This window comes from Algihabitans albus, assembly GCF_003572205.1.
GTDB classification, from domain to species: Bacteria; Pseudomonadota; Alphaproteobacteria; order Kiloniellales; family DSM-21159; genus Algihabitans; species Algihabitans albus.
The window spans coordinates 125004-150148 of record NZ_QXNY01000006.1; the positions used below are offsets into that span (position 1 = coordinate 125004).

Annotated in this window: 23 protein-coding genes; 18 read left to right on the forward strand and 5 right to left on the reverse strand. The window is 66.0% G+C overall.

Features of this window, described 5'->3' with window-relative positions:
* Positions 1–6 precede the first annotated feature (6 nt).
* From gtdA to DBZ32_RS17400, 5 genes are read left to right on the forward strand one after another with little or no spacing between them, the layout of a single operon-like run.
* Complete coding sequence (gene gtdA, locus DBZ32_RS17380) at positions 7–1053, forward strand: gentisate 1,2-dioxygenase (protein ID WP_119168516.1); 1047 nt, start codon at positions 7–9, stop codon at positions 1051–1053.
* A 44-nt stretch (positions 1054–1097) separates the two neighbouring features.
* Positions 1098–1796, forward strand: coding sequence for a fumarylacetoacetate hydrolase family protein (locus tag DBZ32_RS17385; RefSeq protein WP_119168517.1), 699 nt, complete (start codon positions 1098–1100; stop codon positions 1794–1796).
* Positions 1796–2440 (forward strand): maleylacetoacetate isomerase, encoded by a 645-nt coding sequence (gene maiA / locus DBZ32_RS17390; protein WP_208539287.1) that lies wholly within the window; start codon positions 1796–1798, stop codon positions 2438–2440. Before DBZ32_RS17385 ends, maiA begins: the two co-directional genes overlap by 1 nt.
* 32 nt (positions 2441–2472) lie before the next feature.
* On the forward strand, positions 2473–3441 hold the full coding sequence (locus DBZ32_RS17395) for a TAXI family TRAP transporter solute-binding subunit (RefSeq protein WP_119168519.1): 969 nt from the start codon (positions 2473–2475) through the stop codon (positions 3439–3441).
* 3 nt (positions 3442–3444) lie between these two features.
* Positions 3445–5418, forward strand: a complete 1974-nt coding sequence (locus tag DBZ32_RS17400) for a TRAP transporter permease (protein WP_119168520.1) — start codon at positions 3445–3447, stop codon at positions 5416–5418.
* A gap of 228 nt (positions 5419–5646) precedes the next feature.
* Here the strand turns inward: DBZ32_RS17400 and DBZ32_RS22695 are convergent, their stop codons facing one another.
* Positions 5647–5817 (reverse strand): TIGR00366 family protein, encoded by a 171-nt coding sequence (locus DBZ32_RS22695; protein WP_119168521.1) that lies wholly within the window; start codon positions 5815–5817, stop codon positions 5647–5649.
* A gap of 448 nt (positions 5818–6265) precedes the next feature.
* On the opposite strand from DBZ32_RS22695, the gene dusA reads away from it, so the two are divergent.
* The gene (gene dusA, locus DBZ32_RS17410; RefSeq protein ID WP_328587493.1) at positions 6266–7252 is read left to right on the forward strand and encodes a tRNA dihydrouridine(20/20a) synthase DusA; all 987 of its coding nucleotides are present in this window, start codon (positions 6266–6268) and stop codon (positions 7250–7252) included.
* 136 nt (positions 7253–7388) lie between these two features.
* Positions 7389–8771 carry a serine hydrolase domain-containing protein gene (locus DBZ32_RS17415; RefSeq protein ID WP_119168522.1) on the forward strand — a complete coding sequence of 461 codons (1383 nt, stop codon included), beginning with the start codon at positions 7389–7391 and terminating at the stop codon, positions 8769–8771.
* 11 nt (positions 8772–8782) lie between these two features.
* Here DBZ32_RS17415 and DBZ32_RS17420 read toward each other — a convergent pair whose 3' ends face one another.
* Both DBZ32_RS17420 and DBZ32_RS17425 read right to left on the reverse strand, forming a co-directional pair.
* Entirely contained in the window at positions 8783–9268 is a 486-nt protein-coding gene (locus DBZ32_RS17420) for a YbjN domain-containing protein (RefSeq protein WP_119168523.1), read from the reverse strand.
* A 108-nt stretch (positions 9269–9376) separates the two neighbouring features.
* On the reverse strand, positions 9377–10651 hold the full coding sequence (locus DBZ32_RS17425) for a 3-deoxy-D-manno-octulosonic acid transferase (protein WP_119168524.1): 1275 nt from the start codon (positions 10649–10651) through the stop codon (positions 9377–9379).
* A gap of 345 nt (positions 10652–10996) precedes the next feature.
* Here DBZ32_RS17425 and DBZ32_RS17430 point away from each other — a divergent pair, with 345 nt between their 5' ends.
* From DBZ32_RS17430 to DBZ32_RS17465, 8 genes are all read left to right on the forward strand, one after another.
* A complete protein-coding gene (locus tag DBZ32_RS17430) occupies positions 10997–12097 on the forward strand; it encodes a polyamine ABC transporter substrate-binding protein (RefSeq protein WP_328587494.1) in 1101 nt (366 codons plus the stop codon).
* 37 nt (positions 12098–12134) lie between these two features.
* On the forward strand, positions 12135–13331 hold the full coding sequence (locus DBZ32_RS17435; protein ID WP_119168526.1) for an ABC transporter ATP-binding protein: 1197 nt from the start codon (positions 12135–12137) through the stop codon (positions 13329–13331).
* Positions 13332–13353: 22 nt separating this feature from the next.
* Positions 13354–14307, forward strand: a complete 954-nt coding sequence (locus DBZ32_RS17440; protein ID WP_119168527.1) for an ABC transporter permease subunit — start codon at positions 13354–13356, stop codon at positions 14305–14307.
* Entirely contained in the window at positions 14307–15146 is an 840-nt protein-coding gene (locus DBZ32_RS17445) for an ABC transporter permease subunit (RefSeq protein ID WP_119168528.1), read from the forward strand. Before DBZ32_RS17440 ends, DBZ32_RS17445 begins: the two co-directional genes overlap by 1 nt.
* Positions 15147–15449: 303 nt before the next feature.
* On the forward strand, positions 15450–16085 hold the full coding sequence (locus DBZ32_RS17450) for a hypothetical protein (RefSeq protein WP_162906818.1): 636 nt from the start codon (positions 15450–15452) through the stop codon (positions 16083–16085).
* A gap of 25 nt (positions 16086–16110) precedes the next feature.
* The gene (locus tag DBZ32_RS17455; RefSeq protein ID WP_235830252.1) at positions 16111–16929 is read left to right on the forward strand and encodes a response regulator transcription factor; all 819 of its coding nucleotides are present in this window, start codon (positions 16111–16113) and stop codon (positions 16927–16929) included.
* Positions 16930–16938: 9 nt separating this feature from the next.
* The gene (locus tag DBZ32_RS17460) at positions 16939–18639 is read left to right on the forward strand and encodes a sensor histidine kinase (protein WP_235830253.1); all 1701 of its coding nucleotides are present in this window, start codon (positions 16939–16941) and stop codon (positions 18637–18639) included.
* Positions 18640–18975: 336 nt separating this feature from the next.
* Complete coding sequence (locus tag DBZ32_RS17465; RefSeq protein WP_119168530.1) at positions 18976–19368, forward strand: hypothetical protein; 393 nt, start codon at positions 18976–18978, stop codon at positions 19366–19368.
* Positions 19369–19380: 12 nt separating this feature from the next.
* Here DBZ32_RS17465 and DBZ32_RS17470 read toward each other — a convergent pair whose 3' ends face one another.
* The gene (locus tag DBZ32_RS17470; protein ID WP_235830254.1) at positions 19381–20757 is read right to left on the reverse strand and encodes an MATE family efflux transporter; all 1377 of its coding nucleotides are present in this window, start codon (positions 20755–20757) and stop codon (positions 19381–19383) included.
* 256 nt (positions 20758–21013) lie between these two features.
* Between DBZ32_RS17470 and dgcN the strand changes: the two genes are divergently transcribed.
* On the forward strand, positions 21014–22018 hold the full coding sequence (gene dgcN, locus DBZ32_RS17475; protein ID WP_119168532.1) for an N-acetyltransferase DgcN: 1005 nt from the start codon (positions 21014–21016) through the stop codon (positions 22016–22018).
* Positions 22018–23001 (forward strand): N-acetyl-D-Glu racemase DgcA, encoded by a 984-nt coding sequence (gene dgcA / locus DBZ32_RS17480; RefSeq protein ID WP_119168533.1) that lies wholly within the window; start codon positions 22018–22020, stop codon positions 22999–23001. The genes dgcN and dgcA overlap by 1 nt, the downstream gene beginning before the upstream one ends.
* A gap of 92 nt (positions 23002–23093) precedes the next feature.
* Here the strand turns inward: dgcA and DBZ32_RS17485 are convergent, their stop codons facing one another.
* Positions 23094–23804: a class I SAM-dependent methyltransferase gene (locus tag DBZ32_RS17485; RefSeq protein WP_119168534.1), complete on the reverse strand. Its 711-nt coding sequence runs from the start codon at positions 23802–23804 to the stop codon at positions 23094–23096.
* 139 nt (positions 23805–23943) lie between these two features.
* Between DBZ32_RS17485 and DBZ32_RS17490 the strand changes: the two genes are divergently transcribed.
* Positions 23944–25110: an acyl-CoA dehydrogenase family protein gene (locus DBZ32_RS17490; RefSeq protein ID WP_119168535.1), complete on the forward strand. Its 1167-nt coding sequence runs from the start codon at positions 23944–23946 to the stop codon at positions 25108–25110.
* The last annotated feature ends 35 nt before the right edge of the window (positions 25111–25145 follow it).

A 25145-nucleotide genomic window follows, 5' to 3' on the forward strand; every position in this document is an offset into this window, starting at 1 on the left:
ACCGCCATGGGGTCCCAGCCTTCCGCCGACACCGCGACGCGCGATGCCTTCTATCAGGAGATCGAGCCGGAGAATCTGCGCGCGCTCTGGTCCGTAATGGCTGGGATCATCACGCCTGAACCCAAGAGCCCCTGCGTCGCTTTCAAGTGGACCTACGAAGCCGTGCGGGCGCGCCTGATGGAGGCAGCGGAGTTCATCACGGCGAAAGAGGCCGAACGACGCGTACTGATTCTGGAGAACCCTGGCCTGAAGGGTACCTCCAAGGTCACGACATCGCTCTATTGCGGCGTCCAGCTTGTGATGCCGGGCGAAGTTGCGCCGGCGCATCGCCACAGCCAATCGGCGCTGCGCTTCGTGCTTGAGGCAAAGGGCGGCCACACCGCGGTCGGCGGCGAAAAGACGGAGATGCACTTCGGCGACTTCATTATCACGCCGAACTGGGAGTGGCACGATCACGGCAACACCTCCGACACGCCAGTGCTCTGGCTCGACGGCTTGGACATTCCCATTGTCCAGTTTCTCGATGCGTCCTTCGCCGAGGCTCTCGGCGAGGACGAACAGCCGCTCAGCAAACCGGAGGGCGACAGCCTGGCCCGCTTCGGCACCAACATGCTGCCCGTCGGCTTCGAGAAAACAACGCCGACCTCGCCGGTCTTCAACTATCCCTACGAGCGCTCGCGCGAAGCGCTAGAGAGTTTGCGTGCCCGTGACGACTGGGATCCCTGGCACGGGCTGAAGATGCGCTACGTCAATCCCCTCGACGGCGGCTGGGCGATGCCGACCATCGGCACCTGTCTCCAATTGCTGCCGAAGGGCTTCGTCACGCGACCCTACCGCTCGACCGATGCCACGGTCTTCGTCGGGGTCGAGGGGTGCGGCAGCATCAGAATCGACGGCGAAAGTTTCACCTGGGCCCCGCGCGATGTCGTCGTGGTGCCGTCCTGGCGGGAGGTGGTGCACGAGGTTGCGGAGGACGCCGTGCTCTTCAGCTACTCCGACCGCCCGGTACAAGAGAAGCTTGGCCTTTGGCGCGAACGCCGAGGCAATCAGTAACGATAGCGCGCCAGCAGTTCGAAACCTCGAGGGCAGTTCCAACTATGACCGATTTCGTGATCGCTCCGCCGCCTCAGGCCTCCGTCGCGGTGCGCAACTCTGCGGCTCGATTCCCGGTGCGTCGTATCTTCTGCGTTGGCCGCAACTACGCGGCTCATGCGCGCGAAATGGGCAAGGACCCGGATCGCGAACCACCCTTCTTCTTCACCAAACCGGCGGATGTCGTTGTCGATAACGACCAGGAGATCCCCTATCCGCCGGAGACGAAAGACTTCCACTACGAGATCGAACTTGTGGTCGCGGTGGGAACCGGAGGCCGGAACATACCGGCCGATCAGGTCCTTGATCATCTCTGGGGCGCCTCCGTCGGAATCGACCTGACACGGCGAGACCTGCAGCTAGCGGCGCGCGACAAGGGACGGCCCTGGGATTTCGGCAAGGCCTTCGATCTGTCGGCACCCATCGCACCCTTGACGCCGATGTTCGAGGTTCCGTCGGTCGAGAAGGGTCGCATCTGGTTGGCGGTCAACGGCGAGATCAAGCAGGACGCAGATCTTGCTGACTTGATCTGGTCGGTCAGGGAGCACGTTTCGATCCTGTCCCATTCGATTGTTCTTGCGCCCGGCGACCTGATCATGACCGGGACGCCCGCTGGCGTGGGCCCCGTGGTGCCGGGCGATATCATCACCGGTGGGGTCGAGGGACTCGGCGAGATCCGGACGCCGATCGGGCCGGCGTTGTGATGGGCTACGTCCTGCACAACTTTTTTCGGTCGTCCACCTCGTTTCGGGTCCGCGCCACGCTGAACCTGAAGGGCCTCGACTACGCCTATCTGCCGTATGCGCTGCGGAAGGGCGAACAGCGCGACAGCCGGCATCTTGCCCTCAATCCGCAAGGCTTGGTGCCGACTCTCGAGACGCCGCAGGGTCCTCTGGCCCAGTCTCTGGCGATCATCGAGTGGCTCGAGGAAACCAATCCCGAGCCACCGCTTCTGCCGAGCGACCCCTGGGCGCGCGCGCGGGTCCGGAGTCTGGCGCAGGCGGTCGCGCTCGATATCCACCCCATCAACAATCTTCGTGTGCTGCGCTATCTGTCCGAGGTTCTCGGTGCCGACGAGGAAGCTGTTGCAGTTTGGTTCCGCCATTGGGTGTCCGAGACCTTCGCGCCGCTTGAACAACGCCTCTCGCAGGAGCCAGAGACAGGACAGTTCTGCCATGGCGAATCGCCAAGCTTGGCCGACATCTGTCTCGCCGGCCAGGTCCTGAGCAATCGGCGTTTCTCCGTCTCCATCGCCGACTATCCGACGATCCAAAGGATTTTCGATGCCTGCATGGCGCTTCCGGCTTTCGAGGCGGCGGCGCCCAACAATCAGCCTGACGCGGAATAGCGCGGGCAGTTCAGTTTCCGAGGGAGGAAAACATGCAACTTGTGAGGACGCTTATCTGCGGCGCATTTGCGCTGACGCTTTCCATGGGGGCTGCCGTGGCGCAGACCGTCTCCATCGCGACGCTGCCGCAAGGCTCGGTCTGGAACACCATGGGAAACGTGATCGCCGGTGCCGTGCGGGAACACGGCGACATCCGCATGGTCGTGCAGCCTTACGGCGGCAACCTGGCCATGATGCAGGCTGTCCATCAGGGACTTGCCGAGTTCTCTATCAACGACATCAACGATGTCATCGTCGCCGTTGCCGGGGAGGCCGACTACCGGGACAACGCACAGAGCGAGCTCCGGGTCGTCGCCAAGCTCAACGCGCTGCCCGTTGGCCTCTACGTTCGCGAAGACCTGGGAATTGACAGAATTGCCGACTTGAAGGGCAAGCGCGTCTCCTCTGGATGGAATGCGTTTCCGATTGCCAACGCTCATGTCTCCGCGATTTTGACGGCTGGCGGACTGACCTACGACGATGTCGTCGGCGTTCCGGTTCCAGGCCTGATCCGCGGTTCCGACGACCTGGTCTCCGGCCGCACAGATGCGGCCTTCTTCGCCGTTGGCGGACCCAAGGTCGCCGAGGTCGATGCGGCCGTGGATGGCGTTCGCTTCCTCGAGATCGACAGCGACCCGGCAGCTCTTGAGCGCATTCAGGCGGTGCGTCCTGCCTTCTACCTTTCGGAGGTGACACCTGCGCCTTATCGCGTCGGGATCGAGGCGCCCATGATGATGGTGACTTGGGACAATGTCCTGGTGGCCGGGGCCCATGTACCCGACGAGACGGTCTATGCACTCCTGGCCGCAATGGCCGAGGCCGAGGACGCGCTTGGCGAGGCCTATCCGCCGTTGCGTGCCTTCTCGGTCGAGGCCGCCTATGTCGATTACCCCGGTGCGACCTACCATCCGGGTGCGGTCCGCTTCTTCGAGGAGAATGCGGTCGCAAAGAGAGCTTTTTGAACGATGGCACGCCGCCCCGGCGCAGCCTCCGCAGCCGCAGACTCCGCTACTGCCGAACCGGTCGCCAAACGCTTGACTGACCGCAGCGCGGGGCTGCTGGCTTTCGCACTCACCTTGGTCGCACTTGCCTGGGCCAGCGATTTACCGGCGAGGTTCGGCTACGGTCTCTATACGGAACAGTTCCTGGCCGTCGTTCTCGCCCTCTCGCTCGGGCTGGTCTTCCTCTCCCGACCGTCACGCTTGCCCATGGTCGATCGGATGCTGGCGGCTGCCGGTCTTGCCGGAGGGCTATGGATCGCCTTCGATTATCCCAGGCTCGTTGCCGAGCAGATGAATCTGCCGGTGGAAGGCTTGGCGCTTGCCGTCGTTATGTTGGTACTCGTGCTGGAGGGCCTGCGCCGGACGACCGGCTGGATGCTGGTTGTCGTCGTTCTCACGATTCTGGCGCTGGGCCTCCTCGGCCATCAGATCCCTGGGGACCTGCAGACGCGCTTCGTCGCGCCCGAGCGGCTTCTGATCTATCTCGGTTTCGATGCGAACGGGCTGTTCGGCTTGACCCTTATGGTCGCGGCCACGGTCGTCATCGCTTTTGTCTTCTTCGGTCAACTTCTGCTGAAGTCCGGCGGCGCCGACTTCTTCAATGACATCGCCATGGGGTTGATGGGCCGCCGACGCGGCGGCTCTGCGAAGATCGCTGTCGTCGCCTCCGGCTTGTTCGGGTCCATTTCCGGCGTCGTGGTGTCCAACATCGTCGCGACCGGAGTTGTCACCATCCGCATGATGACCCGGTCGGGATACAAGCGGCATCAAGCGGCCGCGATCGAAGCAGTCGCCTCGACCGGAGGGCAGATCGTGCCGCCGGTCATGGGGGCTGTTGCCTTTCTGATGGCGGATATCCTGCAGAAACCCTATTCCGACGTCGTCATAGCCGCGATCATCCCGGCGGTTCTCTACTACCTCGCTGTCTTCGTTCAGGTGGATCTGCAGGCGGCGCGGGACGGTATTGCCGTGGTCGATGGGGAGGAGATCCCCAAGACGCGATCGGTGGCCGGGCGCGGGTGGGTCTTCATCCTGCCCTTTGCCGCCATTGTCGCTGCGCTCTTCTGGTTCGGACAACGGCCGGAGACGGCTGCGCTCTGGGGCTGCGCCGTCGCCCTGGCGGTCGGTCTCTTGAAGGGCTATCACAACCGCATGACTTTGACGGCCATTCTTGGCGCCGTCACCGATACCGGGCGTTCGGTTATCGACATCGTCATGATTGCCGCCGCCGCCGGTTTCATCATCGGGGTTCTGAACATTACCGGCCTGGGCTTCGCCTTGACCTTCTCGCTGGTGGCGCTTGGGGGGAGCAATCTTCTGCTCCTGCTATTGATTGCCGCGGCCGTTTGTCTCGTCCTGGGCATGGGCATGCCGACAGTCGGCGTCTATCTGCTGCTCGCCGTTCTGATCGCGCCGTCGCTGGTGCAGAGCGGGGTGGAGCCGATCGCTGCCCACCTCTTCATCTTCTATCTCGGCATGATGTCGATGGTCACACCACCGGTCGGGATCGGCGCCTTCTTTGCCGCCTCGATTGCCGATGCGCGGCCGATGCAGACGGCCGTCACGGCCATGCGCTACGGTTGGTCGGCCTATATCGTCCCGTTCCTCTTCGTGCTCTCGCCGACGCTTCTGATGATCGGCGAGCCGGGCGATATCTTCTGGTCCGTGGCCGCCGCCGCCGCCGGTGTCTATCTGATATCGGCAGCCTCGGTCGGCTGGATCGCCGGCTCGCCGGAACCGCTGCGCCGGATCGGCTTCCTTCTGGCGGGCGCGCTGCTGCTCTATCCGCAAACCGAGCCCCAGGGGCTCGTCGTCAATGCGCTTGGCCTGCTGTTTGGGATCGCCGTCTATGTGGCCGGGTCGTTTTGGCGTCCGGCCGGCAGGCTCACTCCTGGCGCAAGCGGTGCGGCTCTGCCCCGAGCGCGGAAACGCCCCTAGTCGATAGGGTGTTGACGATCCTGCCCTGCGAAGCCAGATCCTCCCGACATGCTCTTGTGGTCCGCGCAGAACATGAGCCCTGAACGGGCGCGGCGACGTCTTTCGCTGCCTGAGTTCTACTACTCTGCCAGTTTCTCATTCTCTCCGGTCGGATCGGACCCATCGGATGTCGCTGCTCAGGATCGCCGAAGACCCGTCAAAGGCGAGGCTCCGGCTGGACGGTATCGGTTAGCCCCCGATGATCAGGAGTGCCCCGCTCAGGACGAGCCTGGCGGCAAAGAAGACCATGAAGCAGTAGCCCATGATCTCTCGCATATGCAGGCCTGCAATGGCCAAGAGCGGGATGATCCAGAACGGCCTGTTCCTTGGAAACGTCGATGCTGTGCACGGCGGTGGCATGGGTGATGACCTTGGCGATGTAGGAGAACTCCGATCCCAGTGCCGCCGGGCCCAACTGCTCCTTCAGCCGCCGCAGGGCGTGGCCTTCGAGCGGCGCAACGGCTTCTTGACCTCTTGCAGATCGGTAACGTGCAGGTCGATTAAGTCGCCGAAGGTCGCTATGTCCTCCGGCCTGTGTGCAGAGATGCTCTCGCCGTGGTCCGCACGGCACTCCATTTCCAAGGCCCGGAGCTGGGCGTCACGATGGTCCGGACAGTCTCGGAGGCGTAGCGGCTTTTCGCCGGATCTGGACGCGCCAACGGCCCGAGGGGCACATGGGTCAAGGTGGTTGCGGCCCTGCGCGCACCGAGAGATCACAAGGCGTCCACAGGTGTGCAATTCAGCTCAAGATGGGCTAGTTTCGGTGTGGCTCAATGCTTTGGTGTTCCGAAAAATCGTGAAAGATCAATTGCATAGATTTTCCGTGGCGCCGATGATGGACTGGACGGACCGGCATGACCGGTACTTCCTGCGCCTGATCTCGCGGCGTGCCCGGCTCTATACGGAGATGATCACGACCGGCGCTTTGCTGCATGGCCGGGCGGAGCGGTTTCTGGCCTTCGATCCGTCCGAGCATCCGGTGGCGCTGCAGCTCGGCGGCTGCGATCCGGCGGCCCTGGCCGACTGCGCGCGCCTGGCCGAGGCCTGGGGCTACGACGAGGTCAATCTCAACGTCGGCTGTCCGAGCGACCGCGTGCAGAACGCGCGTTTCGGCGCCTGCCTGATGGCGGAGCCGGCGCTGGTGGCGCGCTGCATCGCGGCCATGGGCTCGGCGACCCGGCTGCCGGTCACGGTGAAGTGCCGGATCGGCATCGACGCGCAGGACGACTACGCCGACTTCCGCAGCTTCGTGGAGGTGGTCGCCGGGGAGGGTGGGGCCGAGACCTTCATCGTGCATGCCCGCAAGGCCTGGCTCCAGGGTTTGAGCCCCAAGGAGAACCGGGAGGTCCCGCCGCTGCGCTACGACGTCGTGCAGCGGCTGAAGCAGGAGCGGCCGGACCTGACGGTCGTGTTGAACGGCGGTCTCACCGATCTCGACCAGGCCGAGGCCCAGCTTGCACAGGTCGACGGCGTGATGTTGGGACGGGCCGCCTATCAGGACCCCTGGGTCCTCGCCCAGGTCGACCGCCGCTTCTTCGGGGACGACGGTCCGGACCCTACGCGCCAGGCGGTGCTCGAGAAAATGAAAGCCTATATCGAGCGGCAGCGACAGGATGGCGTGCCGGCCAAGGCCATCGCCCGCCATCTGCTCGGCCTCTTCAATGGTCTGCCGGGCGCGCGGGCCTGGCGGCGCGAACTGAGCGAACGCATGCGTTCGGAGGACGCGGGGCCAGAGATCCTCGACCTCGCCTATGCCCCGGTGGCCGAGGCGCTGGCCCGCCGGCTGGCCGCCTGAACCCTCTCCAGTGTCTGCTGATTTTTAGACGAGGCCCTCGCGTCACGATGCTTTGCCGGTCGTTCGTCGGCGATATACCATCGGGACTTCCGATCTCCGGTACCGCCCCAACTTCCCGGACGAAAGAGCGAACAAGATGGCGCGCGCCCGACCCGCATGGCTATCGGCTGCCCTGGACTACCTGCCGCAGTGGCTGGAGTTCCAAATGCGCGCGACGGAACAGCCGGGCTGTTCCCTGGCGGTCGCGCACAAGGGCGAGGTGATCTGGGAGCAGGCCTTCGGCCAGGCCGATCTCTCGAAGACCCGCGCGTTGACGCCCCGCCATCGCTTCCGCGCCGCCTCCCACTCTAAGACCTTCACGGCCAGCGCCATTCTGCTGTTGCGCGAGGCTGGAAAGCTGCGTCTCGACGACCCTGTCGGCGATTACGTCGAGGGACTGCATCCCAAGGTGGCGGAGGTCACGCTGATGCAGGTGCTGTCGCACAGCGCCGGTCTGGTCCGCGATGGCGAGGATTCCGGTCACTGGATGAACCGGCGCGCCTTTCCCGACCGCAAGGCCCTGCGCGCCGCCCTGTCCAAGCCGCCGGTGATCGAGGGCAGCACACAGTTGAAGTACTCGAACCACGGCTACGCCCTGCTCGGTCTGGTGATCGAGGCGGTCACCGGCGAGTCCTTCGGCGACTGGATTCGCCGCGAAGTGATCCAGCGCGCGGGGCTGAAGGAGACCGAGCCCGACGGACCGCCCGCCAAGTCGGTGCCCTTCGCCAGGGGGCATAGCGGCAAACTGCTGCTCGGCCGGCGCGTGGTGGTGCCGAACGAAGCCGAGACCAGAAGCCTAGCGGCCGCCGGCGGCTTCGTCTCGACCGCCGCCGACCTGGCTCGCTTCTTCGCCTCTCTCGACCCGGCCGCGACGGACAGCCTTCTGTCGCCGGCCAGCCGGCGGGAGATGGTTCACGCGCTCTGGCGCGATCCCCATTCCAGCATAGAACGCTCCTACGGCCTCGGCATTCTGCGCGGCAAGGTCGGCGACTGGGACTGGTTCGGCCACAGCGGTTCCTTTCCCGGCACCATAAGTTGCACCTTGGTCCTACCTGGCCGCGACCTTTGCCTGTCGCTCTGCACCAACGCGGTCGATGGGCTCGCCAATCTCTGGGCCGGCGGGGCGGTACAGATCCTGCGGACCTTCGCCACCCACGGCGGTCCCTCCAAGAAAACGCAGGGCTGGAGCGGGCGCTGGTGGGGCCTCTGGGGTGCCTGCGATCTGGTCGCGATGAAGAATCACGTGAAGATCGCCACGCCGGCCGGCGTGAACCCCTTCCTGGACGCCAGCGAGATCGCGGTCACGGGACCGGATAAGGGCCGCATCCGGCTCGCCGGCGGGCTCCAGAGTCCTGGCGAGGGGGCGCGACTGCTGCGCGGTCCCGACGGGGCGATCCGCGAAGTCTGGATCGGGGGCGTGCAACTCCTGAGCGAAGCGGCGATGAGCCGCGATCTGCGCCGGCAGACGAAGAAGGCGTGACGTCCGGGCGGCTACCAGTCGATGTGGTCTTCGAACAGGCCGACGGAGCTTTCCCAAACGCTCAGGCTGGTAACGACACGTTCGCGCGTGATGCCGCCGGCGAAGTCCAGGTCCTGCTCGAGAATCGGATCGTCTTCGTCGTCGCGCCACGCCCGGCTGAAGCGCTTGTCCTCGTTCCAGGCGTTGATCGTCTCGAGATCGATGCCGGACGGCAGGCTGTAGGCGACGCGGAACATCACGTCTTCGCAGAAACCCTCCGAGCCCAGGTCGCAGTTGTAGAAGATGATCCGGAAGGATGTGCCTCCCACGGATGACTCGATGACCGGGTCGCCGTAGTCATCCTCGCTGACTTTCGCCCTGTAGCCTTCGTCCGTCAGGATGGTCGCCAGCTGCTCGCCGGAGACTTCCGTATAGACGGGCGCGGTGGGTTGTTGAGCAAGGCTGGCCGCCCCCGATACCGACCAGAAGATCAAAGCGCAGAACAGCAAAAGCCGCATCTCGGGCCTCCCCCAAAGCACAGTACAAACCTGGATTGTGCATAGTCTTGGCCGCGGAAGGAAGCATCGAGGAAGCAAGCGTGGAGGAAGCGTGACCGCGGCGGCCCGCTAGATCTTTTTCAACAGCGGCTCCAGCGCGGTCAGCACATCCTCGACGATGTGCGCCTGTGCCTGAGTAAAGGTCTGGCCGGCGGCGCAGCGGGCTTCGCGCAGCTCGCGATTCTCCAGCAATCGCCCGAGGGCGGCGGTCAGTTCCTCGGCATCGCCGACCTGCTCCAGAGCGCCGACCCGCGTCAGGCCGGCGACCGCCGCGGCGTTGTTCTCGCCGTGGGGTCCGAACAGCAAGGCGCAGCCGAGGCGGGCCGCTTCCAGAGGATTCTGACCGCCACGGTCGACCAAAGAGCCGCCGACGAAGGCAATGGAGCAGAGGCGATACCAGAGCCCGAGTTCGCCAAGCGTGTCCGCGACGTAGACCTCCGCCGTTGCCTGTGGAGCGCCGCCGCTGCGCTGCTGCACCGACAATCCGGCCGCTTCGGCCTCGGCCGCCACCTCGCGCCCGCGCTCGGGATGGCGGGGCACGATCACGGTCAGCAAGCCGGGGTGGTCCGGGGCCAGCGACCGATGGGCGGAGAGGACGGCCGTTTCCTCGCTCGGGTGGGTGGAGGCCGCGAGCCAGACCGGACGCTCCTTCAAGTCCCGGCGCAAGGCTTCCAGCTCCGATGACTCCACGGGCAAGGGCGGCCCGGCGAACTTCAGGTTGCCTAGGCAGGCGACCGGGCGGTCTCCCAAACGGCTCAGCCGTTCGGCATCTCCTGGCGTCTGGGCGAGGACGACGTCGAAGCTGCTCAGGAGATCGCGGATCAGCGGTGTCGCGTAGGACCAGCTTCGGGCGGACCGGCTGGAGATCCGGCCGTTCACCAAGGCCAGGGGCAGACCGCGTGCCTTGGCGGCTCGGATCAAGGTCGGCCAAATCTCGGATTCGACCAGAATGCCGGCCGCGGGACGCCAGTGATTGAAGAAGCGCCGCACGGCGCCCGGATCGTCCAGCGGCAGATACTGATGGAGGGCGCCGCTCGGCAGCAGGGCCGCGGCCCGGCGTGCGGCAGTGGTGGTCACCGTCGTCAAGAGGATATGGGTCTGCGGCCGATCCTCCCGCAGGCGCTCGATCAGCGGCACGACGGATACCGTTTCCCCGACGCTGGCCGCGTGAATCCAGATGATGTCGCCCGGCGGTCGCGGTTGACCGGTCCGGCCCCAGCGTTCGCCCAGACGCGTGGCCTCCTCTCGGCCGGCGGCGGCGCGCCGCGCGAGGACCCGCCGCAGGTAGGGGCGTGCCAGGCGGAAGGCCAATCGGTAAGCGGTGAAAGCGGCGGTGGCGAGCATCGCGAGACGGGTGTCCGGCGGTGCGACTGCGGGCACCGGGGTGGAGGGGCCGGATTCTGAGAACCGGATGTGGATCGACCCGGGTTCGGATCGATTGGGCCTTTCTACTGACCGTCGCCGATGTAAGCCAGGATATCCGCAAGCATGCCGTCGGACGGCCTGCGGAACGGAGCCGGGTGCAACCGTCGCAGGGGCGTCGGTCGGTGCCGCCGCATGGCTGGTTCTGGGACCTGGTGCGATTGACAAGGGCGCCCCCCGCCGTGCTGAATGGCCGCCAATTAATGACAGCGAGCGGGCGTCGAACAGGCCGCCGCGGGTGAGGCTCAGACACGGGAGTTGGGAAAGGTGCAGATCACCAAAAGAATGCTTTTGCTTGCCTCCGGCCTGGCGTTGATGGCCGGAAGCGCCGGTGCCGCCAAGGCGGAAGGCCAGCTCAATATCTACAACTGGTCCGATTACATCGGCGAAACCACCATCGCGGACTTCGAGGCCGCGACGGGGATCGAGGTCACCTACGACGTCTACGACAACAACGAGGTCGTCGAGGCCAAGCTGCTGGCCGGCAACTCCGGCTACGACATCGTCGTGCCCACGGCGCTGCCTTTCCTGGCGCGCCAGATCCAGGCCGGTGCGCTGCAGCAGCTCGACAAGGCGAAGCTTCCCAATCTCGCCAACCTGGACCCGGCGCTGATGGAGCGCGTCCAGGCCGCCGATCCGGGCAATCTCTATGGCGCCATCTACCAGTGGGGCACCAACGGCATCGGCGTGAACGTCGAGAAGGTGACCGAGATTCTCGGTGAAGTACCCAACTCCTACGACCTGCTGTTCGATCCCGAGACGGTCGCCAAGCTGAGTTCCTGCGGCGTGACCGTTCTGGACTCGGCCGACGAGGTTATGGACGTGGTCGCCAACTACCTGGGCCACGACCCGCATCACGAAGACCCCGCGATCCTGGAGGAGGTGACGGCGCACTTCGACAAGATCCGGCCGCATGTCCGCTACTTCCATTCCTCTCAGTATATCAACGACCTGGCCAACGGCGACATCTGCGTGGCCATGGGATTTTCGGGCGACGTCTTCATCGCGGCGGCCCGCGCGGAGGAGGCCGGCAACGGCGTCGAGATCCAGTACCTCATCCCCGAGGAGGGCACGCTGGTCTGGTTCGACATGCTGGCGATTCCCGCCGATGCGCCCAACGCCGAGAACGCGCACAAGTGGATCGATTTCGTGCTGGAGCCCGAGAACATCGCCGGCATCACCAACTACGTCTGGTACGCCAACGCCGTGCCGGCTTCGAAGGACCTGGTGATCGAGGAGGTCAGGACGGACCCCGCGATCTACCCGAGCGAAGCGGTGCAGGAGAAGCTCTTCGCCGCCGCCGTCAAGAGCCCGCGCTACAAGCGGCTGGAGACCCGGGCCTGGACCCGTGTGAAGACGGGCCGTTAGCGCGCTCGACCGACCTGCATAGGCGGCGGATCGCCGGATGACTCAAGCTGAGGACGCGGTGAATCAGGAGTCCGGAGCCCAACAGGCCGGGCGCCGGCCTCCGGTCGACCTCGCGGACGAGCCCTGGCGGGATCCCTCGGCGGTTCCCTTCATCGACATTCGCGGGGTGACGAAAAAGTTTGGCGATTTCGTCGCGGTCGACGACGTCAGCCTTCAGATCTTTCGCGGCGAGCTCTTCTGCCTGCTGGGGGCGTCCGGCTGCGGCAAGTCCACGCTGCTGCGCATGCTGGCCGGCTTCGAGGGGCCGACCAGCGGGCAGATCCTGATCGACGGAAGCGACATGGCGGGCATCGCCCCTTACGACCGGCCCGTCAACATGATGTTTCAGTCCTATGCCCTCTTTCCGCATATGACGGTCGAGCGCAACGTGGCTTTCGGCCTGAAGCAGGAGCGCCTGCCGCGCGGCGAAATCAGGGACCGGGTGAGCGAGGCGCTCCACCTCGTGCAGCTCTCCGACTTCGCGAGGCGCAAGCCGCACCAGCTCTCGGGCGGCCAGCGCCAGCGGGTGGCCCTGGCGCGCGCTCTGGTGAAGCGGCCCAAGGTGCTGCTGCTCGACGAACCTCTGGGAGCGCTCGACAAGAAGCTGCGCGAGCAGACCCAGTTCGAGCTGATGAACATTCAGGACGAGGTCGGCATCACCTTCGTGGTCGTGACCCACGACCAGGAGGAAGCCATGACCCTCTCGACCCGCATCGCGGTGATGAACGAGGGCCGGATCGCGCAGGTCGGGACGGCCAGCGAGATCTACGAGTTTCCCGGCAACCGTTTCGTCGCCGACTTCATCGGCTCGATCAACCTCTTCGAAGGCCGCGTCAGCTACGAGACCGACGACTTCGTCGCGGTCGATTGTCCGGAGTTGCAGGGCGAGCTCCAGATCGATCACGGCTACTCCGTTCAGGAGGGGCAGAAGGTCTGGGTGGCCATCCGGCCGGAGAAGATCGTCATCCGGCCGGACGGCGGCGGCGCCTTGCCGGAGCGGAATGCCGCACGGGGGGTCGTCGAGGGCCTGGGCTATCTGGGCAGCGAGACGATCTACCGCGTGAGTCTGGCCAACGGCCGGATGATCGAGGCGACGGCGCCGAACCGGACCCGCTCCGCGCGCCGGGACGTCGACTGGGACGATCATGTGGTCCTCACCTGGGACAGCGCCGCCGGCGTCATCCTGACAAGCTGACGCCCGGGGAGCGCCCGCCGCGATGCTCGACGACGCCCTCCAAGCCGAACAGGCGAGCCGGCAAGGCTTCGCGCGGCGCCTCGCAGAGTTCCTGGGGTCTCGCGCCGGACGCGGGCTGGTCATCGCGGTGCCCTATCTGTGGCTGGCGGTTTTCTTTCTTCTGCCCTTCGTCATCGTTTTCGCCATCTCGCTGTCCGAGGCGGCGATCGCGCGGCCGCCCTTCAAGCTGCTCGAGGACCTCGGCTACGGCCTTTACCAGGTCACGGTGAATTTCGGGAACTACCTGTTTCTGCTGACCGATTCGCTCTATGCCGTGGCCTATCTCAACTCCGTGAAGATTGCGGCGATCTCGACCGTCATCGCCCTGCTGATCGGCTATCCCATGGCCTACGGCATCGCACGCTCGGGTCCCGCCTGGCGCAACGTGCTGTTGCTGCTGATTATCCTGCCGTTCTGGACCTCCTTCCTGCTGCGCGTCTACGCCTGGATCGGGATCCTCAGGGACAACGGCCTGATCAACAACCTGCTGCTCGGGCTAGGCGTGATCGATCAGCCTCTTCCGCTGCTCTACAACGATTTCTCGGTCTACATCGGGATCGTCTACTCCTACCTGCCCTTCATGGTGTTGCCGCTCTACGCGAATCTCGAGCGGCTCGACCCTTCGCTGCTGGAGGCCTCGGCCGACCTGGGCTGCCGGCCCTGGAAGACCTTCCTGACCGTGACGCTGCCCCTGTCGCTTCCCGGCATCGTGGCCGGCTGCCTCCTGGTCTTCATCCCGGCGGTCGGCGAGTTCGTGATTCCGGCTCTGCTCGGCGGACCCGACACCCTCATGATCGGGCGGGTGCTCTGGAACGAGTTCTTCAGCAACCGGGACTGGCCCGTCGCTTCGGCCGTGGCCATCGCGATGCTCGTGCTGCTGGTCGTGCCGATCATGATCTTTCAGCGCTACCAGATGAAGCAAGGGGAGCGGGCCTGATGCGCCGGCGGTCGACCTTCCTGCTGATGGCCATGTGTTTCGGCTTCGCCTTCCTTTACGGGCCGATCCTCTCGCTGATCGTCTACTCCTTCAACGAGTCCAGGCTCGTCACGGTCTGGGGCGGCTTTTCGACCAAGTGGTATGGGGAGTTGCTGCGCGACGAACAGGTGCTCGAGGCGGCGCTGCTCTCGCTCCAGATCGGCGTGGTGACGGCCACCGCCGCCGTCTTGCTCGGGACCTTGGCGGGGCTGCTGTTGGCGCGCTTCGGACGCTTTCGGGGGCGGCTGCTGTTCTCCGGCATGGTCTCCGCGCCTCTGGTGATGCCGGAGGTGATCACCGGCCTGTCGCTCCTGCTGCTCTTCGTCAGTGCCGAAGAGTTGATCGGCTGGCCGTCCGGCCGCGGCATGGACACCATCACCATCGCCCACATCACCTTCTGCATGGCCTACGTCGCGGTGATCGTGCAGTCGCGTCTCTCGAGCCTCGACGATTCGGTCGAGGAGGCGGCGATGGACCTGGGCGCGCGTCCGGCCAAGGTCTTTCTGGTGATTACCTTGCCGATCATCGCCCCGGCCTTGATCTCCGGATGGTTGCTCGCCTTCACCCTGTCGCTTGACGATCTGGTGATCGCCAGCTTCGTCTCGGGCCCCGGTTCCTCGACCTTGCCGATGGTGATTTTCTCGAAGGTGCGGCTAGGCGTCAGTCCCGATATCAACGCTCTGGCCACCATCATCATTCTGATTGTCACACTCTTCGTCGTCATCGCCGGGGTGATGATGAGCCGCCAGGAAAAGGCCCGCGCCCGTGACGCGCAACAGGCACTCCAGGCCCATGACTAGCTGACGAAAAGTTGCAGTCGCGGTGGCACTTTTGGAGATGGCTTCTTTTCGTCACAAGCTAAAATGCGGCGAAACTCTGGCCCTTTGGGCAGGCGCCGCCTATCTTTGTCACAGAACAGCCACGCCCAGTGGAGGTATTTGTTTGGTGTGAAATTGCCCGCTGGCGATGTGACAGAAAGCGGCCGGCGGCCAATACCAGACGAATTCGAGGGCGCGCGATGAGACGGACGCGGGCCCAAACGGTGCTGCCGCAGTGGCGGCAAGCGAATGACGGGGCGAAGCATGTCGAAGCACGGCCCGCAGATGGCGAAGACGACAGACGCTAGCCCTCTTCGGGCAGTGGCTCTGCTGTGCCTGCTGGGGCCGCTGCTGGCGGCCTGTGCCGCCTTCCGTCTGCCCGGGGACGACGTTCCGACCGAGCGCGACTACACGAATATCGACCCTCTGATCGGCGATTTGCCGTCTTCGTCCTTTATCGGGTCGCCGCCGCTGCCGCCGCGCCGGCCGGAGCCGCCGGACGGTCTCGCGCTGGCGCCGCCGATGTCTGCGCCGCTCGGCGCGGTGGAAACCGCGACCGAAGTCGGGACGCTGGTCGGTCTGGGTTTCGATCAGTTGGAAGCCCTGCTCGGCAGCCCGACACTGCAGGAGGTTCAGCCGCCCGCTCAGATCTGGTCCTATAATGGTCCCGACTGCGTACTCAGTATCTTCTTCTATCCTCAAGTTGGGGGTGAGCAATACCGCGCGCTCGCCTATGAGGTGGTCGAGCCTACCCCCAGCGATCAGTCGGCGCAGCGCTGTTTCACGGCGCTGCTCGCTCAAAACCGCCAGCCTGTCGAAGAGGACGGAAGATCCGGCGCTGCAGAACAGCTGCGCCCAGGCTTGTCGGCCGTATCGGGTGAAGTGCCGCGCACCGCGGGTGCGGCACCGTCGACGAACTAGAGACTGCCGACGGGAGTACAAAGATATGAATCAAGCCATGGCCCTGCGAAGCCTTCCGGAAGAAAGTTTTGCCAAGCGCGTCGTCCTGGTCGACGACGACGATCTATTCCGGGAATCTCTCGGGCTGAACCTCTCCGAGGAGGGGTATCACGTTGCCGACTTCGACAACGGCGAGGATGCTCTGGCCTACCTGCTGGGCAAGGACTGCGAAGCGGATGTGGTGCTGCTGGACTGGCGCATGCCCGTCCTGGACGGCCTGGGCGTCCTGCGCCGTCTTCGCGAGGCGCGGGTCGAGGTGCCGGTGATCTTCCTGACCGTGCTCAGCGACCAGATCTACGAGGAAGCGGCCCTGAAGTTCGGCGCCGTCGACTTCATCGAGAAGTCGCGTCGCCTGTCGATCATCCTCCAGCGCCTCAAGCTGATCACCGAGGGGACCAAGGCCCAGGGCGGCCAGACCCAGTCCGAGAGCGAAGCGAAGATCTTCCGTCTCGGCAAGCTGGAGCTGCGCACCGATATTCGCCGCGCCTTCTGGGACGGCCATCAGGTCGATCTCACCCTGACCGAGTATGCCATCGTCCACTTCCTGGCGGCGCGGACCGGGGCGGACATCACCTATCGGCAGATCTACGACCTGGTGCGGGGCAAGGACTTCGTGGCCGGCTACGGCGCGGATGGCTATCGCGCCAACGTGCGCGCCTTCATCAAGCGCATTCGCAAGAAGTTCCGCGACGTCGACGATACCTTCGAGGAGATCGAAAACTACCCGGGCTTCGGCTACCGCTGGCGTGATCCGTCGGAGAGCAGTGACGGCCCGGGGGCCGGGACGCTCGGCGGTCTCGCCTAAAGGAGGCCCATGGCAGCCCTGGCGGAGGCAAACGGGCGCGACGAAAGCGCCGCCGTGGTGGGTCTTGAAGATGAAGACAGGCCCAGCACGCTTGCCCGTGATGCCGGGGCTCCCAGCCCCATTCCTGCGCGGAGCGAGGCGCGTCCACGGACCGAAAAGCGCCCGCGCCGCATGGTCAGCTCGCTGGTCAGCAAGCTGGTCGTTCTGCTTCTCGTCTTCACGCTCGTTCCGGTCATTCTCTACGACGTCTTCCAGCAGGCCGATGCCGAGAAGCAGAGGCTCTTGTTGGAGTCCGTCCGCGAGCAGGGCCGTCTGGTGGCCGAGAACCTGAACCCGCTGCTTGAGCGCACGGACCCTTCGCCGTTGCGCGAACTGCCTGGAGCCGTCGGGCGGCTCGGCACGGAAGACACTCGGATCAAGGTTCTCTTCAAGCCGGAACAGGAGTCCGGCGTGGAGGGATTCTACTTCGTCGCCAACGATCCGCCGGTTCCGCCCGCCGTCCTGCAGGCCGAGCGGGCTCAGTTGATCGAGCGCGGGGTTCTCGACAACCTCGTCGAGTCCTGCGAAGGCGAGATGCCGGTGGCGCTGCGCCACCGCAACCCGGACGGCCAGATCGAGCTGCTGACCTCGATCACGCCGATCACGACCCCGCTCGGCTGTTGGGCGGTGGTGACCGTGAACTCCGGCGCCTTTCTCGGAACCTCGATCGGTCAGCCCTACTGGCAGACCTGGGAGGTTCGCACCGCCGTCCTGATCTACGTCGGCATGGCCGTGCTCACCCTCGGCGTCTTTCTGTTGATCTGGCGCAACCTGATGCGCTTCCAGCGCCTGGCGCGGGAGATCCGGACCGGACATCGCGACGCCGGGTCCTTCGCCTCGGCCAACCGGGTCGACGAGCTGGGTCCTGTAGCCGAGGAGTTCGACCGCCTGACGCGCTCGCTGCAGGCTTCGGCGGACGACATCCGCCGCGCGGCCGAGGACAACGCCCATGCCTTCAAGACGCCGATCGCCATCATGCGGCAGTCGCTGGAGCCGGTGCACCGCTTGATTCCCGAGGAATCGACCCGAGGCCGTCGCGCGCTGCAGGTCTTGGAAACCTCGATCGACCGGCTCGATCATCTGGTGAACTCGGCCCGGCGGCTTGAGGAAACCACGGCCGAGCTGCTCGATCCGCCGAATCAGGAAATCGACCTCTCGAACCTGGCCCAGCGTATGCTCGGCGCCTATGCCGAGGCTTACGAGCGGCGCGGTCTGAAGTTCGCGGCACGCCTGCAGCCCGGCGTCATCGTGCGCGCGGGCGAGGACCTGCTCGAGACCGTGATCGAGAACGTGGTGGACAATGCCGTCGAGGTGTCACCGGAGGGCGAGCTGATCGACGTGATCCTGGAAATGCGGGACGGCATCGCCAAGCTGATCGTGCGCGATCGCGGGCCCGGTGTGCCGGACGGGCAGCTCGAACATATCTTCGAGCGCTACGTTTCGCTGCGTGGAGAGATGAACGGCACGCCGCAATTGCTGGCCGCCGCCAAGGAGCAGACGGCCGAGGCCGCGAGCGGTAACGGCGCCTCGAACGGCGAAAGCGGAGCGCATCTCGGGATCGGACTTTGGATCGTCCGCCGTAACCTTCAAGCAGTAGGAGGCGATGTCTCGGCGCGCAACCTTAGGGATGGCGGATTGGAGGTCACGATGCGCCTTCCCGTGGCGCATTAACTATTTGTTTATCTTAATCTTTCGTTAAGTTTTATGTGACCCCTCCCTCCGCAATGCTGTCACACCTTTGGCACACCTAGGCCGTGTTTCCCTGTTTTACAGTTCTCTTGCACCTGCGGCGAGAGAGCGACCGGACCCCTCCAAATCTGGCCGACGCTCCAAGAGCCCAAAGACTTGGGACGAAGACTCGAAATGGCGCGGATAGTCACTTCACCAGCCACCGTGACCCAACCGGTCGTTCACGCTCTCGACGCCCCCAATGGCCGGCCGGGCTACCCCCTAGTCCGGCCGGCACCCCTTCCGGCATCGCGATCCTCCTACAGCTCTGGCGGTGCCGTGACGCGGGCCGTAGAACGCTTGGCGGACTTGCGTCTGGTGGCCACCGCCGTCCGCGTCGATCTGGCCTGCGGTCCTCTGGACTGCCGGGATCTCGCGGAGACCCTGCGCAGCGACATGCTCCTTGCCGAGCACCGCGTCGGCCTTGGCTTGGTGGTGCTTTACATCGGGCCGCGCCCGGCGGGACCGAATTGCGAGAGCGTCATCGAGGCGCGGATCGGTCAGGAGCTGACCCGAGTGCTGATCAGCGAGCAGCGTTACGATCTGCTCTCGTCCGCCCGGGTCGCGATGGTGCACCGGGAACTGGATCTTCTGACCGACGGCCTGCTCGACATGGCGCTTCATGCCGCCGATGCGACCTCGCTGGTGGATCTCCTGCCTCAGGCTGCGTAAGCCTGCTTCTCCTCAAATCCGCTTCTTCTCGAGACTGCGTTCGAGGCCGGGGTAGTACGCCCCGAGCGTAAGGCCGCGCAGCCCCATGAAAATCAGCAGAGCGGCCCAGAGGCCGTTGTTGCCGAAGCTCGGCGTCAGCAACCGCTCCGCGACCAGGAAGCCGATCAGCGACAGGATCATCGCGTTGCGCATGGCCGCCGTCCGTGTCGCGCCGATGAAGATGCCGTCGAGCTGATAGGACCAGACCGAAATCAGCGGCGATGCGATGATCCAGGGCAGCATGGCTCCCGCCACCGCCCGCACCTCCGGCAGATCCGTGAAGAGGGCGATCAGCATCGGTCCGCCGAGGGCGTAGATCAGCGTGAACAGACCGGCAAAGGCCAGCGCCCAGATGCTGGAGACCGTCACGGCGCTGCGAAAGGCCCGGCGGCTCCTGGCGCCGACCGCGCTGCCGGCCAGCACCTCCACGGCATGGGCGAAGCCGTCCAATCCGAACGCCAGGAAGGACTGGAACTGCAGAAGCACCGCGTTGCCGGCCAGCGTGGCTTCGCCGAACTGCGCGCCGCTGCGCGCGAAGAGGGCGAAGACCACCTGCAGGCAGGCGGTGCGAATGAAGATATCCGTGTTCACCCGAAGCAGGGCGACCAGCCGGACCCGGTCGCCCAGGCGAGACCAATCGACCCGCGCCGCCAGGTCCTTCAGTGCCCGCCGCGCCAGCCAGAGCCCGAAGGCCAGGGCCATGTACTCCGCGATCAGCGTGCCGGTGGCTGCGCCCTCGATCCGCCAGCCTAGCCCGACCACCAGCAGCAGGGTGATCGCGATGTTGCTGCCGTTGAGCAGGAGCTGCAGCAGCAGGACGGCGGCCGGGCGCTGAACCCCGAGCTGCCATCCCAGGATCGCGTAGAGCATCAGGGTCGCCGGAGCGCCCCAGATGCGGATGTCGATGTAGTCGCGCGCGAGCTGCGCCACCTGGGTTCCGGGATCCATCAGCTCCAAGGCCAGGCGGGCCAGCGGCGCCTGCAGGATCACGATCAGCGCGCCGAGGCCGGCCCCGATCGCGAGGGGGCGTAGCAGGGTGGCGGCCAGTTCGTCGCCGTCGCTGGCGCCATGGACCTGGGCGGCGAAGCCCGTCGTGCCCATGCGCAGGAAGCCGAAGCCCCAATAGATGAAGCTGAAGAAGAGCGCGCCGATCGCGACCCCGCCCAGGTAGGCGGCGTCGGGCTGGTGTCCCATGGCCGCCGTATCGACCGCGCCCAGAAGTGGGACCGAGAGGTTGGACAGGATGATCGGCCCGGCGATCCGGAGGACCCGACGGTTCCAGCCCCGGTCGGGCGCACCGGGAAGCGGGGTGGGTGGGACCGCCTCGGAGCGGCCTCGGTCAGCGGGCAATCCTGCGGCCCCGCCAGAAAAGCCGGCGGGCGGTGGCCGCCAGATCATCGTCTATGACGTCTCGCAAGGTGAGACGATTGTCGAACATGCGCTTGTCCGTGCCGGCGGTTTCGTGTCAGGACGTCGGGCGGAGCATAGTCGCTGTCTTCGGAGGGCAACAAGCGGCGGGCCCGCGACCCTACTGCGCGCCCGTTGGGCTTGCCGTCTCGGGCGCCGCGGCGCTCTGCCGCGAATTCGAAAGGAGGCTGTCTGCGCGATGGAAATCGCCCATCCCTATCTTCTCTTCCTGGGCGATGCGCCCGATCAGTTGGCCGCAAAGACCGCCCAGGGCGTGGCTCAGTGGCGTCCGGACTGGTGCCTCGGCCAGTTCCGCCTGCCGGGCTGCCAGGCCGATCTCGGGCTGCCCGACATGACCATGGAGGAAGCGGCCGAGGCCGGGGTCAAGACCGTGATCGTCGGCGTCGCCAATCGGGGCGGCCGGATCTCCACCGAGTGGATCGACGTGCTGGACCGTGCGCTGCAGCTCGGCATGGACCTCGCGAGCGGCTTGCATAAGAAGCTCGCGGACGTGCCCATGCTCAAGGCCGCCGCCGAGCAGCATGGCCGCCAGCTGTTCGACGTGCGTCACCCGACCGAGGACTTCGACGTCGGCAGCGGCAAGGCACGACCCGGCAAGCGACTGCTCGCGGTCGGCACCGACTGCTCCGTCGGCAAGATGTACGCGACGTTGGCGCTGGAGGCCGAGATGCGCCGGCGCGGCATGAAGGCCGATTTCCGGGCGACGGGCCAGACCGGCATCCTGATCGCCGGCTCGGGCGTCTCGATCGATGCGGTGGTCGCCGATTTCATCTCCGGTGCGGTGGAATGGCTGTCGCCCGACAACGAACCGGATCACTGGGATCTGGTCGAGGGGCAGGGCTCGCTGTTCCACGCCTCCTTCGCCGGTGTCTCCATGGGCCTGCTGCACGGCGCCCAGGCGGATGCGCTGGTGCTCTGCCACGAGCCGACGCGCGGCCACATGCGCGGCCTGCCGCACTATCCCCTGCCGGATCTCGCGCTCTGCATGGAGCGCAATCTGGAGGCGGCGCGCCTGACCAACCCGGAGGCCGCCTTCGTCGGGGTCGCGATCAACACCTCCGGCCTCTCGGCCGAGGCCGGCGACGACCTGTTGAAGAAACTGAGCGACGACTTCGGGCTGCCGGCGGTCGATCCGGTCCGCACCGGAGTCGCCGCCATCGCCGACCGGCTGCAGGGCGCCTGATGCCGGGTTTGACCGTTCGACGCGAGTCCTTCCCGACTCGCGGCAGCTTCACCATTTCCCGCGGCAGCCGCACGGCCGTCGAGGTGGTGCTGGTCGAGCTGGCGGCGGCGGGTCGGACGGGACGGGGCGAGTGCGTGCCCTACGCCCGCTACGGCGAAAGCGTCGAGGGCGTCGTGGCGGCCATCGAGGGCCTGCGTGGCGTTCTGGAGGCCGGGGATCTGGATCGGCGGGGCTTGCAAGAGGCTCTGCCGGCGGGAGCGGCACGCAACGCCCTGGACTGTGCCTTCTGGGATCTGGAGGCCAAACAGGCGGGCCGCCGGGTCTGGCAGCTCGCCGGCCTGGCCGAGCCCGGTGCCCTCACGACCGCCTATACCCTCTCGCTCGATACGCCCGAGGCGATGGGCGCGGCGGCGGCGGCCAATGCCGGGCGCCCCTTGCTGAAGCTGAAGTTGGCCGGGCCCGAAGATCTGGCGCGGGTCGAGGCGGTCCGGGCCGGCGCGCCGGCGTCCAAGCTGGTGGTCGACGCCAACGAGGGCTGGGACGCGGAGTCCTACGGGCGGCTTGCACCCGAACTGGCCCGGCTCGGCGTAACCCTGGTCGAGCAGCCCCTGCCGGCTGGCGCCGATGAGGCCTTGGCCGCTCTGCCGCGGCCCGTTCCGCTCTGCGCGGACGAGTCCTGCCACGACCGCAGCTCGCTGCCGCAGCTTCGTGGCCGCTACGACATGGTGAACGTCAAGCTCGACAAAACCGGCGGCCTCACGGAAGCGCTGGCCCTGGTCGCGGAGGCCGAGGCGGCTGGATTCGGCGTGATGGTCGGCTGCATGCTGGCGACCTCGCTTGCCATGGCGCCCGCCACCCTGCCGGCCCAGCGTGCCCAGGTGGTCGATCTCGACGGTCCCCTGCTACTGGCCGAGGACCGCGACCCGCCTTTGCGGATCGACGGCAGCGTGATTCAGCCGCCCGCGCCGGAGCTCTGGGGGTAGCGAGATAGTGAAATCCTACTCTCACCATCAGTTGAGAGGGCGATTCACGTCTCAGGCGGAAGCGAAGCGCTTCCGCCTGAGACGATCGCGCTCTAGGACCGCCGCAGCAGGTTGATCCGCATGGGTTGCTCGAAGCGAACCCGGTCCTTGGAGTCGCGCGCGCCGTGCGTCTCGAATTCTTCCCGCACGATGGCGGCATGTTCGACGAAGGCCTGGCGGCGCGTCGGATCGATCCGCAGCATCTCTTCCTCGAAAGCCGCGAAGTCGGCATAGGCGGCGCTGGTCAGGTAGACCTCTTCCTCCAACTCCTGCCAAAGCCGCTCGGCCGCGGCCCGTTGCACGACGCGATGGGCGGCGGCGCGTACGTCCGTTTCGTCGTCGAAGTGCCGCATGACCTCGAAATTAGGACCCTCGGCCAGCGGCTCGGCGACGTAGAGCAGACCTTCGGGTTTCAGCACCCGCGCCGCTTCCTCGATCGCCAGATCCATCTTGTAGCGCGCGATGTGGTGGAGCGAGTTGAAGAAGATCACGAGATCCAGGTGGCGGTCGGGAAAAGGCAGATGTTCGGCCTGACCCGCCAGATAGCCGGCACCCGGAACGGCTTCGGCCGCTCTTGCCTTGCGAAGCTGGGCTTCGGAGACCTCCAGGCCGACCGCCAGCGCGCCTTCCCCCGCCAGAACCCGGACGAGCCCGCCGTCGCCACAGCCGATGTCCAGGGCCGACTTGCCGGTTGGGACCGTTTTCTCGACCAGAACGTCGCGATGGCGGCGCTGGGGGGCGGTCATGGTCACTCCGGCTTTCATGGTCCCTCGCGCTCGCTGTAGGAAGACGGGCTATTATCCCTCGCGACCCGTCGTCTCATCAAGGTTGTACCGGCGCCGGACCGGGGACGAGGCTCGACGAGGGTCGGGAAGTAAGGTCGGAAAGTAGGGTGGAGCGACGATGGAGATCGGGTTCGGACGTCAGGATTACGGCGATATCCGGGAGGGGGTGCGGGCGCTCTGCGCTCGATTCGACGGAGCCTATTGGCGGGCCTGCGACCGGGAGCGCGCATATCCGGCGGACTTCGTGCAGGCGCTGACGGAGGCCGGTTATCTCGCGGCGGTGATTCCGGAAGACTACGGCGGCTCCGGCCTGCCGCTGGCGGCGGCCTGCGCGATCCTGGAGGAAATCCACGCTTCCGGCGGCAACGCCGCCGCGGCGCATGCCCAGATGTACACCATGGGCACGCTGCTGCGGCACGGCAGCGCCGCGCAGAAGGCGACCTACCTGCCCGAGATCGCGCGCGGCGCCCTGCGCCTGCAGGCCTTCGGCGTGACCGAGCCGACCAGTGGCAGCGACACGCTCGACCTCTCGACCACGGCGACGCGCGACGGCAGCGGTTACCGCGTCAACGGTCAAAAGGTCTGGACCAGCCGGGCCGAGCATTCCGATCTCATGATCCTGCTGGCGCGCACCACGCCGAAGGAGGAGGTCGCGCGGCGCGGCAAGGGCCTGTCGGTCTTCCTGATCGACTTGCGCGGCGCCGTCGGCCGGGGCGTCGTCATCAGGCCGATCCGCACGCTGCTCAACCACTCCACCACGGAGGTTTTCTTCGAGGACCTCTACGTGCCCGGCGAGGCGCTGATCGGCGAGGCGGGCGAGGGCTTTCGCTACATCCTCGACGGCATGAACGCCGAGCGGATCCTGATCGCCAGCGAATGCCTGGGCGATGGCCGCTGGTTCGTTACCAAGGCGCGGGACTACGCGACCGAGCGCCGGGTCTTCGGCAAGGCCATCGGAGAGAACCAGGGCGTCCAGTTTCCTCTCGCCAAGGCCTACGCGCAGCTACGCGCGGCCATGGGCATGGTGCGCGAGGCGGCGGCCAAGTTCGACGCCGGAGAGGCCTGCGGGCCGGAGGCCAACATGGCCAAGCTGCTGGCGGCCGAGGCCTCCTGGGCCGCCGCCGAGGTCTGCCTGCAGACCCATGGCGGCTACGGTTTCGCCGAGGAGTACGACGTCGAGCGCAAGTTCCGCGAGACGCGGCTCTATCAGGTCGCGCCGATCTCCACCAACCTGATCCTCGCCTATCTGGGTCAGCAGGTGCTCGGCCTGCCCAAGAGCTACTAGGCTGGGAGACCCTTGATCCGGCAAAGGTCAAACGA

Bases quoted from the DNA above. Each gene is read 5' to 3' on its own strand.
- gtdA (WP_119168516.1), top strand. From the start codon at position 7: ATGGGGTCCCAGCCTTCCGCCGACACCGCGACGCGCGATGCCTTCTAT.
- DBZ32_RS17385 (WP_119168517.1), top strand. From the start codon at position 1,098: ATGACCGATTTCGTGATCGCTCCGCCGCCTCAGGCCTCCGTCGCGGTG.
- maiA (WP_208539287.1), top strand. From the start codon at position 1,796: ATGGGCTACGTCCTGCACAACTTTTTTCGGTCGTCCACCTCGTTTCGG.
- DBZ32_RS17395 (WP_119168519.1), top strand. From the start codon at position 2,473: ATGCAACTTGTGAGGACGCTTATCTGCGGCGCATTTGCGCTGACGCTT.
- DBZ32_RS17400 (WP_119168520.1), top strand. From the start codon at position 3,445: ATGGCACGCCGCCCCGGCGCAGCCTCCGCAGCCGCAGACTCCGCTACT.
- DBZ32_RS22695 (WP_119168521.1), bottom strand. From the start codon at position 5,817: ATGCCACCGCCGTGCACAGCATCGACGTTTCCAAGGAACAGGCCGTTC.
- DBZ32_RS17415 (WP_119168522.1), top strand. From the start codon at position 7,389: ATGGCGCGCGCCCGACCCGCATGGCTATCGGCTGCCCTGGACTACCTG.
- DBZ32_RS17420 (WP_119168523.1), bottom strand. From the start codon at position 9,268: ATGCGGCTTTTGCTGTTCTGCGCTTTGATCTTCTGGTCGGTATCGGGG.
- DBZ32_RS17425 (WP_119168524.1), bottom strand. From the start codon at position 10,651: ATGCTCGCCACCGCCGCTTTCACCGCTTACCGATTGGCCTTCCGCCTG.
- DBZ32_RS17435 (WP_119168526.1), top strand. From the start codon at position 12,135: ATGACTCAAGCTGAGGACGCGGTGAATCAGGAGTCCGGAGCCCAACAG.
- DBZ32_RS17440 (WP_119168527.1), top strand. From the start codon at position 13,354: ATGCTCGACGACGCCCTCCAAGCCGAACAGGCGAGCCGGCAAGGCTTC.
- DBZ32_RS17445 (WP_119168528.1), top strand. From the start codon at position 14,307: ATGCGCCGGCGGTCGACCTTCCTGCTGATGGCCATGTGTTTCGGCTTC.
- DBZ32_RS17450 (WP_162906818.1), top strand. From the start codon at position 15,450: ATGGCGAAGACGACAGACGCTAGCCCTCTTCGGGCAGTGGCTCTGCTG.
- DBZ32_RS17455 (WP_235830252.1), top strand. From the start codon at position 16,111: ATGAATCAAGCCATGGCCCTGCGAAGCCTTCCGGAAGAAAGTTTTGCC.
- DBZ32_RS17460 (WP_235830253.1), top strand. From the start codon at position 16,939: ATGGCAGCCCTGGCGGAGGCAAACGGGCGCGACGAAAGCGCCGCCGTG.
- dgcN (WP_119168532.1), top strand. From the start codon at position 21,014: ATGGAAATCGCCCATCCCTATCTTCTCTTCCTGGGCGATGCGCCCGAT.
- dgcA (WP_119168533.1), top strand. From the start codon at position 22,018: ATGCCGGGTTTGACCGTTCGACGCGAGTCCTTCCCGACTCGCGGCAGC.
- DBZ32_RS17485 (WP_119168534.1), bottom strand. From the start codon at position 23,804: ATGAAAGCCGGAGTGACCATGACCGCCCCCCAGCGCCGCCATCGCGAC.
- DBZ32_RS17490 (WP_119168535.1), top strand. From the start codon at position 23,944: ATGGAGATCGGGTTCGGACGTCAGGATTACGGCGATATCCGGGAGGGG.